The organism is Arthrobacter sp. TJ-238, from assembly GCF_058269215.1.
Genome location: NZ_JBZCNH010000002.1, coordinates 212403 through 224814, shown reverse-complemented (window position 1 = coordinate 224814; position 12412 = coordinate 212403). Strand labels below are relative to the sequence as shown.

The following is a 12412-nucleotide window of genomic DNA, read 5'->3' as shown; positions in this document are numbered from 1 at the left end:
GCCGGCACGGGGATATCCTGACGGTCTGCCACTGCAGCCGCGGGAGTGGCGGCGCGAGGATGGGGAGCACCCATCAACAGCACCGGGAGCGCGCTCATGCAGACCACGCAGCACTGGATCAACGGCGGCTACACGGCAGCGTCCGGCGACGGCCGGGTCGCGGACGTGTCCAACCCGGCCACCGGCAAGGTGTCCTCCCGCGTAGCACTGGCGAGCCCCGCCCGCGTCGACGAGGCCGTCGCCGCGGCTGCTGCGGCGTTCCCGGCCTGGCGGGACACCTCGCTGGCACGGCGCGTGCAGATCATGTTCCACTTCCGGGAACTGCTCAATGCCCGCAAGGGCGAACTGGCCGCGATCATCACGGCCGAACACGGCAAGGTACTCGATGACGCCCTGGGCGAGGTGGGCCGGGGACAGGAGGTCGTGGAGTTCGCCTGCGGGATCCCGTACCTGCTCAAGGGCGGCTACACCGAGAACGCCTCCTCCAGGGTCGACGTCCACTCGCTGCGCCAGCCGCTCGGGCCGGTGGCCATCATCTCGCCCTTCAACTTCCCGGCCATGGTGCCGATGTGGTTCTTCCCGGTCGCCATCGCCACCGGCAACACCGTGGTGATCAAGCCCAGCGAGAAGGACCCGACCGCCCTGAACTGGATGGCCGAGCTGTGGAAGGAAGCCGGCCTGCCGGACGGCGTCTTCAACGTGGTGCACGGCGACAAGGAAGCCGTGGACAGGCTGCTGGACCACCAGGACATCAAGTCGGTCTCCTTCGTCGGCTCGACCCCCATCGCGCAGTACGTCTACCGGAGGGGAACAGCCGCGGGTAAGCGGGTGCAGGCCCTGGGCGGCGCCAAGAACCACATGATCGTGCTTCCCGACGCGGACCTGGATCTCGCGGCCGACGCCGCCGTCAATGCCGGCTTCGGCTCCGCCGGTGAACGCTGCATGGCCATCTCGGCGCTGGTCGCCGTCGGCGGGATCGCCGATGAACTGGTGGAGAAGATTGCCGAGCGCGCCGCCACGCTGCGGGTCGGGGACGGCTTGCGCGGCACCGACATGGGACCGCTGGTGACCCATGAGCACCGCAGCAGGGTGGCCGGCTACATCGACGCCGGCGAGGCGGACGGGGCCACCGTGGTGGTGGACGGACGGACGGTGGAGGCCGACTCCGAAGGGGACGGGTTCTTCCTCGGCCCCACTCTCTTCGACCACGTCACCCCGGAGATGTCGATCTACACGGACGAGATCTTCGGACCGGTCCTGTCCGTGGTGCGCACCGGGACCTACGACGATGCCCTGGCGCTGATTAATGCGAACCCTTACGGCAACGGCACCGCGATCTTCACCAACGACGGCGGCGCCGCCCGCCGCTTCCAGAACGAAGTGGAAGTGGGCATGGTCGGCATCAACGTACCGATCCCCGTACCCATGGCCTACTACTCCTTCGGCGGCTGGAAGAACTCACTCTTCGGCGACAGCCATGCCCACGGCAGTGAGGGCGTCCAGTTCTTCACCCGCGGCAAGGTGGTCACGACCCGCTGGCTGGACCCCAGCCACGGTGGGCTCAACCTCGGCTTTCCACGCAACGCCTGACCGGCCCGCTGGACCAACCGTCGTCGTTCCTTCGAAGGAGAATCCCATGACCGCCGTAACCGGGACGCGCGTCAGCGACACGGAGCTGGCCGCGGGCCGGCGCGCCTACGAGCTGGACCGCAAGCACGTCTTCCACTCCTGGTCGGCCCAGGAACTGATCACGCCGATGACCGTCACCCGGGCTGAAGGCTCCTACGTCTGGGACGGCGAGGGGAACCGCCTGCTGGATTTCTCCTCGCAGCTGGTGAACACCAACATCGGTCATCAGCATCCGAAGGTGATCGCCGCCATCCAGGAGCAGGCGGCGACACTGTGTACGATCGCGCCGCAATTCGTCAACGGAGCACGCTCGGAGGCGGCCCGGCTGATCGCGGAGCTGACGCCGGGAGATCTCGACAGGATCTTCTTCACCAACGGCGGTGCGGACGCGATCGAGCACGCGATCCGGATGGCGCGGCTGCACACCGGCCGGTACAAGGTCCTCTCGGCCTACCGCTCGTACCACGGCGGAACCGCGCTCGCCGTCAATGTCACCGGGGACCCGCGCCGGGTGCCCAACGACTACGGCACTGCGGGCACGGTGCATTTCCATGCGCCGTTCCTCTACCGCACGCAGTTCCATGCCTCGACGCCGGAGGAGGAGAGCCAGCGGGCGCTGGCCCACCTCGAGACGACCATCGAACTGGAGGGCGCGTCGAACATCGCGGCCATCGTGCTCGAGTCCATTCCGGGCACCGCCGGCATCATGGTGCCGCCACCGGGATACCTGAAGGGTGTGCGGGAACTGGCAACGCGCTACGGCATCGTGTTCATCGCCGACGAGGTGATGGCCGGTTTCGGGCGCTCCGGCAGGTGGTTCGCGGTCGATCATTTCGATGTGGTGCCGGACCTGCTCGCCTTCGCCAAAGGAGTCAACTCCGGTTACGTGCCGCTTGGCGGTGTCGCTATCTCGGCAGAGATCTACGCGACCTTCGCGGAACGTGCCTATCCGGGCGGGCTGACCTACTCCGGGCACCCGCTGGCCACCGCCGCGGCGGTGGCCACCATCAACGCCATGAAGGACGAGGCGATGGTGGAGCATGCCGCGGCCCTGGGCGAGACGGTTCTCGGCCCCGGTCTGGCCAGGCTCGCGGAGCGGCACCCGTCCGTGGGTGAGGTGCGCGGCCTGGGCGCTTTCTGGGCTGTCGAACTCGTGAAGAACAGGCGGACGCGGGAACCGCTGGCCGCGTACGGCGGGTCCAGCCCCGAGATGAACGAGGTGCTCGCAGCCTGCAGGGCCGGCGGACTGCTCCCGTTCGCGAACTTCACCCGTATTCATGCGGTGCCACCCCTGAACACCAGCGCCGAGGATACACGCGCGGGCCTGGCCATCCTGGATGAGGCGTTGTCCGTCGCCGACCGTTTCGCCGAGGACTGACCTACGGTCGGAGCCCCTCCAGTCCCGCAGCCTCCGCCGGCTCCCGGTACGCCGCGGCCAGACTCGCCACCGTGTGGTGCGCATTCAGCCCGCTCGGGTTCGGCACCACCCACAGCTCCGCCCCGCCGATCGTCTCGGGCTGGAGCCCGACTGCAGCCTTGGGCCTGTCGAAGCCGAGCCGGTAGGCGGTGATCCCCGCCACTGCCACCACGCGTGGGCCTGCGTCAGCAACCCTGTCGGCGAGCCGGGCGGCGCCGTCACGCAGTTCGTCGGTACTGAGCTCGTCGGCACGGGCCGTAGCCCGGGAGACGACGTTGGAGATGCCGACACCGCGGGACAGCAGGTGGCGCCGATCCGCGTCGGTCATCCCGTCCCCGGCCCGGATCAGGTATTCGGTGATGCCGGCGGCAGCGAGCGCAGGATAGAAGCGATTCCCGGGGCGGGCGAAATGCGACCGGCTCGCCGCGGCCCACAAGCTCGGGTTGATTCCTACGAAGAGCAGGCGCAGGTCCGGACCGATCAGGTCCGGAAGGACGGCATCCTGATAGCTCAGCAGCTCAGCACGCGTGAAACCCACACTGTCAGTCTTCCACGGTCGCCGGGATCCGCGCCGCGACGCCGTCGAGCAGCAGTTCCAGCGCGAACGAGAAGTTCACCTCGTCGTCGACGGCGGCCATCTCGGCCGCGAACGCGACAGCGTTGGGGAACCGCTCCGGCGAGGCTGCCGCGTACTCGGCGGCCCAGGCTGCGTCGTCCCGTGCTGACTGCTCGCCGAGCGACTTGATGCCGGCGCTGAACCCCGTCCATGCCAGCATGAAGTCCGCGCACGCCCGGTACACGCGCACAGCATCGGCGTCGCTGAACCCCGCGCCCCGCAAGGTGGCCAGCATGGTGTCGATGAAGGTCATCTCCGCCTCCTGCCGGGTGACCCGGACGGAAGCGAGGATCGCGATCTGCGGATGCGCCAGGTAGGCCCGCCGGCCCCGGGTGATCAGCTCCCGCACAGTGTCCCGCCACTGGTCCGACGGCGTGAAGTCCCGCAGCGCTTCGGCGATCAGCCGGTCGGCGAGCGCCAGCATCAGCTCGTCCTTGTCCCTGAAGTGCCGGTACAGCGCCGTCGGATCCGCTCCCAGCGCGCGACCTATCCGACGGAAGGTCAGGGCGCCGTCGCCCTCCTCGTCCACGAGCTGCAGGCACACATCGATGATCCCGCCGCGCGTCAGCCCCTGTGCACGCTGCCGTCCGTCCCTGGTGCCGGCAGGCGCCGACGGCGTGCCGCGCTCCCTCACCGATGCCTCCCGGAACAGACCACGGGACCATCATGCGGACCGCCCGCTCGAAAAGTCAACGCCGTTGACAGATGACCCGGTATCGAGTTCGATGAACCCAATGATCACTGCCGCAGCGCCTGAAGTGCCGCGTCCTCCCGCCGGGGCGGGGGCCAGACGTGAGCGCTGACGTGGTGTTCTTCTCCGGCCGGATCTTCGACGGGCAGCAGGTGCACCCGACGGCGACGGCCGTGGCCGTCACCGGCAACCGGATCACCGCCGTCGGAGCCGATGAGGAGATGCTGGCCGCGACCGGCAACGCGGTAGAGATCGACCTGGCCGGCCGGATGCTGACCCCCGGGTTCACCGACGCCCACGTCCACCCGGCGATCGGCGGACTGGAGCGGCTCTCCTGCGACCTCTCCGGACTCAGCGGCCAGGGCGCCGTCCTTGCCGCCATCCGGGCGTACGCCGCGGGCAGCGACAAGCCCTGGATCACCGGCGGCGGCTGGCACGGCTCCGACTTTCCCGGCGGCTGCCCGACCAGTGCCCTGCTCGACGCCGTCGTTCCCGACCGGCCCGCCTACCTCGTCAACGCCGACCATCACGGCGCATGGGTCAACTCGAGGGCGCTCGAACTCGCCGGAATCGATGCGCGCACTCCCGACCCCGCCGACGGGCGGATCGAGCGCAACGCTGACGGCTCCCCCGCCGGAACGCTGCATGAGGGCGCGATGGACCTGGTCAACCGGCTTGTGCCGCCGGCGACGGCGGAGGAGTTCCGGGAGAGCCTGCTCGAGTCCCAGCGTTACCTGCATTCGCTCGGCGTCACCGGCTGGCAGGAGGCGATCCTGGGCGACTACGCCGGCTACGGCGACGCGGGTGCCGCCTACCGCGACCTCGCAGCCGAGGGATTGCTGACCGGCAGGGCCACGGGCGCGCTCTGGGTTCCGCGGACCACCACCGCTGACACCATCGGCGCCCTGGTCGACGACTTCCGGGAACGCCGGCGGCTCAACGCCGAGGCCGGGTTCGCCACCGTGAGCGCGAAGATCATGGTCGACGGTGTCGCGGAGAATTTCACGGCCGCGATGGTGGACCCGTACCTGCGCCCCTGCCGCTGTGCGCAGAACGGCGCGACCGGTGGCGGTAGCGAGGGCAGGAGGTCCGATGACGACCGGGGCCTGATGTACCTGCCCCAGAACGTGCTGAACCTGGTCGCCGCGGCGCTCGACGCGGCCGGTTTCGATCTGCACCTGCACGTGATCGGCGACCGCGCGGTGCGCGGCGGGCTCGACGCCGTCGACTACGCCCGCCGGGTGAACGGCCGCGGCGCCGCCGGCACCGGTGCCGGCGGCGGGCGCCATCACCTGGCGCACATCCAGCTGATCCAGCCGCAGGACGTACCCCGCTTCGCGGCGCTGGACGTCACGGCCAATGCCCAGGCGCTGTGGGCCTGCAACGACGATCAGATGACGGAATTGACCGTGCCGTTCCTCGGGGAGGAGCGTGCCGGCCGGCAGTATCCGTTCGGTTCACTGATCGCCGCCGGCGCGCGCCTGGCCATGGGTTCGGACTGGCCCGTCTCGACGCCGGATCCGTGGCAGGCGATCCATGTCGCCGTCAATCGCAGCCATCCGGACTTCCCGGACGCGCCGGCGCTGATCCCCGCCGAAGCAGTGGATCTGCGGGCGGCGCTGGCGGCGTACACCTCGGGCTCGGCCTGGCTGAACCGGTTCGACGACGGCGGCACGATCGCCCCCGGCAAGCTGGCGGACCTGGTGGTGCTGAGCACCGACCCGTTCGACCTCGACCCTGGCGACCTGCACACCGTTCACGCCGACCTCACCATGGTGGACGGTCAGCCCGTGCACAGCCGCGACCGCCAGGAGTCGGTGACATGAGCCCCAGCACCACCTACGACGACGCCGAACGGCAGGTCCCGCCGGCTCGGACCGCCGCTGCCCTGGCCGATGCCTCCACCGAACCGTACTGGCTCGACGATCCCGCCCGCCCGGACGCCCTGCCCGCCCTGGCCGGCGACGCGACCACGGATCTTGCCGTGGTGGGTGGCGGTTACACCGGCCTGTGGACGGCGTTGATGGCCAAGGAACGCGACCCGGACCGGCGTGTGGTGCTGCTCGAGGCCCGCCGGATCGGCTGGGCCGCCTCCGGCCGGAACGGCGGATTCTGCGAAGCCAGCCTCACCCACGGCGAATCCAACGGGGAACGGCACCTGCCCGGAGAAGCCGCACGGCTCGCCGAGCTGGGCCAGGAGAACCTGCGGCAGATCGCCGAGACCATCGAGCGTTACGGCATCGACTGCGGCTTCGAATGGACCGGCACGCTCTCCGTCGCCACCGAGGATCACCAGGTTGCATGGCTGGCCGCCGAGGAGGGCAAGGATCCGGACGTGGTCTTCCTCGACCAGGAGGCCGTGCGCAAGGAGGTCCGCTCCCCCCTGTATCGCGCCGGTCTCTGGGACAGGAAGGGCACCGCGATGCTCAATCCGGCCCGCCTCGCCTGGGGACTGCAGCGCGCGGCCCTGGCCGCCGGTGTCGAGGTCCATGAGCACACCCCCGTGCGCGGGCTCAAGGCCACCACAAGCGCAGTGCGGCTGACCACCGACGGCGGCACCCTCACGGCAGAGCGGGTCGCACTCGCCACCAACGTCTTTCCGTCTCTGCTCAAACGCACTCGTCTGCACACCGTCCCGGTGTACGACTTCGCGCTGATGACAGAGCCGCTGACGGCGCAGCACCTGCAGTCCATCGGATGGCACAACCGGCAGGGCCTGGCGGACCTGAACAACCGCTTCCATTACTACCGGCTTGCCACGGACCCGCAGGGCAGGGACCGGATCCTCTTCGGCGGCTATGACGCCGTCTACCACTTCGGCCGGACCATGAAGCCTGGGTATCTGCAGCGGCCGGAGACCTTCACGCGTCTGGCGGCACATTTCCACGCCACCTTCCCGCAGCTCGACGGCGTGAGATTCACGCATACCTGGGGCGGGGCGATCGACACCTGCAGCCGGTTCTTCTCCTTCTTCACCACCGCGCACGGCGGCCGGGTGGCCTATGCCGCCGGTTACACCGGCCTCGGCGTCGGCGCCACCCGCTTCGGCGCGAATGTGATGCTGGATCTGCTCGCCGGCACCCCGACCGAGCGGACCGAGCTGCAGATGGTCCGGAAGAAACCGCTGCCGTTCCCTCCCGAGCCGCTCGCATGGCTCGGAATCAAGGTGACCACCGCCGCGATGGTGCGGGCCGACCGCAGCCGTGGCCGCCGCGGGCTGTGGCTGAAGCTCCTGGACAAGCTCGGGATGGGTTTCGATTCCTGATGGCCGTCGAGCAATCCCCACGGCACCCTGCCCCACAACAGTCCGACCCCGCAGCACGGAGTATTGGAGTCCAGATGCATCAGTTCATCGACGGCGACTACCGTGAAGGCTCCGGAGAAGAAGCCAAGCGCATCAACCCCGCCACCGGGGAGACCGCCGAAGTCATCCGCTACGCCGACCCCGACGACGTCGACACCGCCGTCGCCGCCGCCAAACGCGCCTTCGGCACCTGGTCCCGGCTGGCCCCGGCCGCACGTTCGGAGGCCATGCTCGCACTCGCCGCGGAACTGGAGTCGCGCGCCGACCAGCTCGCTGGCCTCGAGACCGCGCAGACCGGCAAGTCGATCCGCATGTCGGCCGGGTTCGACGTCCCCGGCACCATCGACAACACCTCCTTCTTCGCCGGCGCCGCCCGGCAGCTGCAGGGCCTGGCCGCCGGCGAGTATGCGGCGGACCAGACCTCCATGGTCCGCCGGGAACCCATCGGCGTCGTGGGTTCCATCGCACCCTGGAACTATCCGCTGCAGATGGCCGGCTGGAAGATCCTCCCCGCCATCGCCGCCGGCAACACCATCGTGCTCAAGCCGTCGGAGCTCACTCCGGGCACCTCGCTGATCCTCGCCGAAGCGGCCAAGGCGGCAGGCATCCCCGACGGCGTGATCAACATCGTCACGGGCACCGGCACAGTGGCCGGCGAACACCTGGTGCGGCACCGCGACGTCGTCATGACCTCTTTCACCGGGTCCACCGCCGTCGGCCGGCGCATCATGGCGATGGCCGCCGAATCCGCCAAGAGGGTGCACCTGGAGCTCGGCGGCAAGGCCCCGTTCCTGGTCTTCGACGACGCCGACGTCGAGGCCGCTGCGCACGGCGCGGTGGCCGGCTCCATCATCAACGGCGGCCAGGACTGCACCGCAGCCACCCGCGCCTACGTCCAGCGCCCCCTGTTCGAGGCCTTCACCCACCGCGTCGCCGAACTCATGGAGCAGGTGGTGCTCGGGGACCCGACACTGGACGGCACAGATCTCGGCCCGCTGATCACGCACGCGCACCGGGACAGGGTGGCCGGCTTCGTGGAGCGTGCCCGCGGGTACGGCGCCCGGATCCTCTGCGGTGGAGAGGCACCCGGCGGGGACCTCGCGGCCGGCGCCTTCTACCGGCCGACCCTGGTCGTGGGTGCCGCACAGGACTCGGAGATCGTCCAGGACGAGGTTTTCGGGCCGGTACTCACCGCGCTGCCCTTCGACTCCGACGACGAGGGCCTCGCCCTGGCCAATGACACCCGGTACGGCCTGGCCGCTTCCGCGTGGACCCGCGACCTGGGCCGGTCGCTGCGTGCAAGTGCCGAGATCCAGGCCGGTTGCGTGTGGATCAATGAGCACATCCCGATGATCTCCGAGATGCCCCACGGCGGGTACAAGGCCTCAGGCTTCGGCAAGGACATGTCGATCTACTCGCTGGAGGACTACACCAACGTCAAGCACGTGCTGATGAGCCGGGACCGGACGGCCCACAAGGAGTGGCAGGACACCGTCTTCCGCGTGAAGCCCTGACCAGCTGAGGAGTCACCGTGACCACCAACGGAAACGTATCTTTCTGGTACGCCGAATCCGGCCTGCCTGTCAGCAGGCCCGCCCTCGACTGTGATATCACGGCTGACATCGCCATTGTCGGCGCAGGCTACACCGGGCTCTGGACTGCGTACTATCTCAAGCGGGCCCGTCCCGATCTCCGGATCGCCGTCCTCGAAAGCCGCTTCGCCGGCTTCGGCGCATCCGGCCGGAACGGCGGCTGGTTGACCAACAGCATCACGGGTGGCCGCGGCTCCTATGTGAAAAGCCATGGGCGAACAGCCGTCGGTCGGTTCCAGACGCTGTTGAACGACACCGTCGATGAAGTGGTGTCGGTGGCAGCTGACGAGGGAATCGAGGCGGACTTCCACAAAGGGGGCGAGCTCGGCGTGGCTCGCAACCCGGCACAACTGTCCAGGTTGCGAGCCCTCGCCGCCGCCGAAGCGCAGTGGCCGGAGTCAGGAGCGATCCTGCTGTCGAAGCAGGAGACCCAGGACCGGGTGAACATCGCCGGGACCCTGGGAGGGCTCCACCACCCGCATGCGGCCAGGATTCATCCCGCCAAACTGGTGCGAGGACTGGCGCGGACGGTGGAAGCCCTGGGGGTGCGCATCTATGAGGACACCGCGGTGACGGAGATTTCGCCGCGATTGGCCAGGACGGACAAAGGAGACGTGCGAGCGACCTACGTCCTGCGCGCCACCGAAGGCTTCACGGCGAATCTGAAGGGGTCGCATCGGGAGTGGTTGCCGATGAATTCGTCCATGATCGCCACAGAGCCCCTCGGCAACGAGGTGTGGGCGGACATCGGCTGGAACAACTTCGATGTGGTCGGGGACATGGCCCATGCCTACATGTACGCGCAGAGAACCGCGGACGATCGGATCGCCATCGGTGGCCGCGGGGTGCCCTACCGTTTCGGGTCCAGGACGGATTCCGACGGTGCGACCCAGGCCGTGACGATCCAGAGACTGACCGCGATCCTGCACGACATGTTCCCTGCGACCCGCGAGTCCCGGATCGACCACGCCTGGGCCGGCGTGCTCGGCGTACCGCGTGACTGGAAGGCAACCGTAGGACTGGACCTCGCCACAGGTCTCGGCTGGGCGGGCGGATATGTAGGTACCGGTGTGACAGCAGCCAACCTGGCTGGTCGGACCTTGCGGGACCTCGTGCTGGGGTCGGACAGTGAGCTGGCAGCGATGCCGTGGGTCAACCGCAAAGTCCGCAGATGGGAGATGGAACCGGTGCGTTGGATCGCGGTCAAGACGCTCCATGAGGCCTATTACGCGGCAGACCGGGCCGAGAACAGCCGGCTGCAGTCGACGTCCCGGATCGCCAGGGCAGCGGATCTGATCTCTGGACGTGCCTGATCCACGACCCACCTAGGCCGGCGGCCGCGATCGCCGTCGTCGTCCTCGACAGACACCGCTAGAACACGATAACGATGCGTGCCCGCTCGCGGTGGGCGCGTCGCGTCGAACGCCTCGTTGACAGCGCACCGGGAGCTCTACGCCCGCGTCACCTTCTGCGTCCCCGCGAGCACCTGGAAGGACGCCGACAGGCTGGAGGTCGCTACCGGGTCTGTGCGGTCCGACAGCACGTACCAGTCCATCCGCACGCCCTGCGGGCGGACCTCCAGGATCGAGTACCCGTGGGAGTCGAAGTCGAGGTACTTCACGTGCGGGTTGTTCGTCCGGAACCGGGCCTCGACGGACAGGGAGGCGGTGCGCGGCGGCACCCCGAGGATGTCGTCGAGGTTGTCACTGGTGACGGACGTGCACACCAGCTCCGTCCCTACCGATGCACCCGTGACCGGATAGGTCTTCCGGTCGGCCGGCAGGTCGCATGCCCAGCCCGAGTGGATGTCACCGGTCAGGAACACGGTGTCGGTGATCCCGTTGTCGCCCAGGTGCCGCAGCACGCGCGACTGGTCGGCGGTGTAGCCGTCCCACTGGTCGATGTTGTAGGGCACGCCGTCGAGGGTCGCGGAGCCCATCAGCTTCTCCATCCCCTCCACGGCCGTGGTGGGGAGTGTGGGCGGGAAAAGGACCGGCGTGATCATGACCGGATTCCCGACGAGCTTCCACTGAGCCTGCTGTGTCGACAGCCCGTCGAGGAGCCACTCCATCTGCGCCTCGCCCGTGATGCTCCGGTCCGGACTGCCGATGGAAGGATCCGTGGTGGACGGCGCCTGCTGGTCCCGGTAGGAGCGGAGGTCCAGCATCGAGATGCTCGCCAGCGACCCGAGCTCCAGCCGGCGGTAGAGTTGCCCGCCGGCCTCGTACCGCACCGGCATCCACTCGGCGTAGGCCTGCATCGCGGCCGCGCGCCGGTCCGCCCAGGCGCCTTCCGCCCCCTCCGTGTGGTTCTCGGCGCCACCCTCCCAGGCGTCGTTCGTCGACTCGTGGTCGTCCCACGTCACCACGAAGGGAACCGCGGCGTGCAGGGCCTGCAGGTCGGCGTCCTCCTTGTACTGGGCGTGCCGACGCCGGTAGTGCTCGAGGGTCGTCATCTCCACGGCCGGGTCATGGGGACGGACGACGACGTCGCGTGCCTGGTATTCCCCGGGCGCGTACTCGTAGAGGTAGTCGCCCAGGTGCAGCACGAGGTCGAGGTCGCCGCGCGCGGCCAGATGCCGGTAGGACGAGAACCAGCCCGCCTGGAGGTTGGCGCAGGACACGACGCCCACCCGCAGCAGATCGACGGCGGCACCCTCCGCGGGAGCCGTACGGGTCCGCCCGACCGGCGACTGGTCCCTGCCGCTCATGAAGCGGTACCAATAGCTCGTGGCCGGCTGCAGCCCGCGCACGTCCACCTTGACGGTGTGGTCCCGCTCGGGGCCGGTCTTCGTGGTGCCGCGCGCCACGATGCGGCGGAAGTCCGCCGTCGTCGACACCTCCCAACGCACCGGCACCGCCGGGCCCTTGCCCGAGCCGGGCTTCGCATCCCGGGCCGGCGTGATCCTGGTCCACAGCAGGACGCCGTCCGGCACGGGATCGCCGGAGGCGACACCGTGGCCGAAGGTGCCGGTGGCGGCCACGGCCGGGCTGGTACGGGCGGTGGCGACAGGGGCGACGGTCGCCCCGGCGACGGCGAGGACACCGGTTGCGGTCAGGACGGTGCGGCGGGTCATGGAGGTCATAGGTCGATCTAAGCGCGGTGCTGCGCTCCCTGATGGCCGTGGGCACGTTCCTGGCGGAGAATTCGCCCGACGTTCACC

9 protein-coding genes are annotated in these 12412 nt (G+C 69.2%); 6 read left to right on the top strand and 3 right to left on the bottom strand.

Annotation, left to right across the window (positions count from 1 at the left end; genetic code table 11):
• Positions 1–96 precede the first annotated feature (96 nt).
• Both AC4D2O_RS04370 and AC4D2O_RS04365 read left to right on the top strand, forming a co-directional pair.
• Complete coding sequence (locus AC4D2O_RS04370) at positions 97–1590, top strand: CoA-acylating methylmalonate-semialdehyde dehydrogenase (protein ID WP_490905382.1); 1494 nt, start codon at positions 97–99, stop codon at positions 1588–1590.
• Between the two features lie 46 nt (positions 1591–1636).
• The gene (locus AC4D2O_RS04365; RefSeq protein ID WP_490905381.1) at positions 1637–3007 is read left to right on the top strand and encodes an aspartate aminotransferase family protein; all 1371 of its coding nucleotides are present in this window, start codon (positions 1637–1639) and stop codon (positions 3005–3007) included.
• A 1-nt stretch (position 3008) separates the two neighbouring features.
• Here the strand turns inward: AC4D2O_RS04365 and AC4D2O_RS04360 are convergent, their stop codons facing one another.
• Both AC4D2O_RS04360 and AC4D2O_RS04355 read right to left on the bottom strand, forming a co-directional pair.
• Complete coding sequence (locus AC4D2O_RS04360; protein ID WP_490905380.1) at positions 3009–3584, bottom strand: mismatch-specific DNA-glycosylase; 576 nt, start codon at positions 3582–3584, stop codon at positions 3009–3011.
• A 4-nt stretch (positions 3585–3588) separates the two neighbouring features.
• The gene (locus tag AC4D2O_RS04355) at positions 3589–4296 is read right to left on the bottom strand and encodes a TetR/AcrR family transcriptional regulator (protein ID WP_490905379.1); all 708 of its coding nucleotides are present in this window, start codon (positions 4294–4296) and stop codon (positions 3589–3591) included.
• Between the two features lie 158 nt (positions 4297–4454).
• On the opposite strand from AC4D2O_RS04355, the gene AC4D2O_RS04350 reads away from it, so the two are divergent.
• From AC4D2O_RS04350 to AC4D2O_RS04335, 4 genes are all read left to right on the top strand, one after another.
• Positions 4455–6179 carry an amidohydrolase gene (locus AC4D2O_RS04350; protein ID WP_490905378.1) on the top strand — a complete coding sequence of 575 codons (1725 nt, stop codon included), beginning with the start codon at positions 4455–4457 and terminating at the stop codon, positions 6177–6179.
• Entirely contained in the window at positions 6176–7618 is a 1443-nt protein-coding gene (locus tag AC4D2O_RS04345) for an NAD(P)/FAD-dependent oxidoreductase (RefSeq protein ID WP_490905377.1), read from the top strand. The genes AC4D2O_RS04350 and AC4D2O_RS04345 overlap by 4 nt, the downstream gene beginning before the upstream one ends.
• A 74-nt stretch (positions 7619–7692) precedes the next feature.
• A complete protein-coding gene (locus AC4D2O_RS04340; protein ID WP_490905376.1) occupies positions 7693–9171 on the top strand; it encodes a gamma-aminobutyraldehyde dehydrogenase in 1479 nt (492 codons plus the stop codon).
• Between the two features lie 17 nt (positions 9172–9188).
• Complete coding sequence (locus AC4D2O_RS04335) at positions 9189–10562, top strand: NAD(P)/FAD-dependent oxidoreductase (RefSeq protein WP_490905375.1); 1374 nt, start codon at positions 9189–9191, stop codon at positions 10560–10562.
• A gap of 137 nt (positions 10563–10699) precedes the next feature.
• Here AC4D2O_RS04335 and AC4D2O_RS04330 read toward each other — a convergent pair whose 3' ends face one another.
• Positions 10700–12334, bottom strand: coding sequence for an alkaline phosphatase D family protein (locus AC4D2O_RS04330; RefSeq protein ID WP_490905374.1), 1635 nt, complete (start codon positions 12332–12334; stop codon positions 10700–10702).
• Positions 12335–12412 lie beyond the last annotated feature (78 nt).